The following is a 1,100-nucleotide window of genomic DNA, read 5'->3' as shown; positions in this document are numbered from 1 at the left end:
TAAAAAAAGGGTCAGACCCCCTTTACTGCAGTAAAGGGGGTCTGACCCCATCTCATTGAACATTAATATTCTTATTCATTTGTTTAATGGCGGCCTTTTCCAGCCGGGACACCTGCGCTTGGGAAATCCCGATTTCCTCTGCCACTTCCATTTGTGTTTTGCCTTGGAAAAAGCGCTTTCGAATGATCATTTTTTCCCTGTCATTGAGCCGCTGCAGTCCGTCATGCAGTGCAATCTCCTCGATCCATTGACTGTCACGGCTTCTCTCGTCACTCAACTGATCCATTACGAATATCGGATCGCCGCCGTCATTATAAATCGGCTCAAATAATGATACAGGGTCCTGTATAGCGTCCAGCGCAAAAACAACTTCTTCATGGGGTATTTCCAATTCCCTGGCAATCTCGGCCGCTGTAGGCTCTTTGGAGGTTTTTGCCATGAGGCGTTCTCTTACATGGAGTGCTTTATAAGCGATATCGCGCAATGACCGTGAAACACGGATGGGATTATTATCCCGCAAGTAACGGCGAATTTCTCCTATGATCATCGGGACGGCATAGGTGGAAAACCGGACATTCTGGCTTAAGTCAAAGTTGTCGATCGATTTCATCAAACCGATGCAGCCGACCTGGAATAGGTCATCCACATACTCTCCCCTGTTGTTAAACCGCTGGATGACGCTTAACACCAGACGAAGATTCCCATTGATCAATTTTTCTCTTGCTGTTAAATCACCCTGCTGCATTTGCTTTAGAAGTTCCCGCATTTCCTCGTTTTTCAGGACAGGGAGCTTTGAAGTATCCACACCGCATATTTCTACTTTATTTCGCTTCACTTATTTCCCTCCTAGCAGGAGTTGCTAGAAATAAGTATCTCCGGAGGAGGAAAATATATGCATGGCTAAACTTGTGGAAGCATAAAAAATATAGAAAGGAATTCATTAAAAACAGGTGTGATGATGGATCTATTTCGCTTGTTGAGCATACTATAAAATTCCATACCTTGAATAACTTATTTTTTACTAAATGCTGCGTCTGGCTCCAGCGCCTATCGACTAGCAGACTTCGCGCTTAATGTGCTCCTGCGGCGTAGCTTATTCG

At 44.6% G+C, this 1,100-nt stretch carries 1 protein-coding gene; it reads right to left on the bottom strand.

Translation table 11 applies throughout. The features are described from left to right. Positions 1 to 52 precede the first annotated feature (52 nt). Complete coding sequence (gene sigG, locus FS666_RS19320; RefSeq protein ID WP_120069475.1) at positions 53 to 835, bottom strand: RNA polymerase sporulation sigma factor SigG; 783 nt, start codon at positions 833 to 835, stop codon at positions 53 to 55. Positions 836 to 1,100 lie beyond the last annotated feature (265 nt).

Source organism: Siminovitchia fortis (assembly GCF_007681465.1).
In the GTDB taxonomy this organism is placed as follows: Bacteria; Bacillota; Bacilli; order Bacillales; family Bacillaceae_C; genus Siminovitchia; species Siminovitchia fortis.
This window is presented reverse-complemented; position numbering and strand designations above follow the sequence as displayed.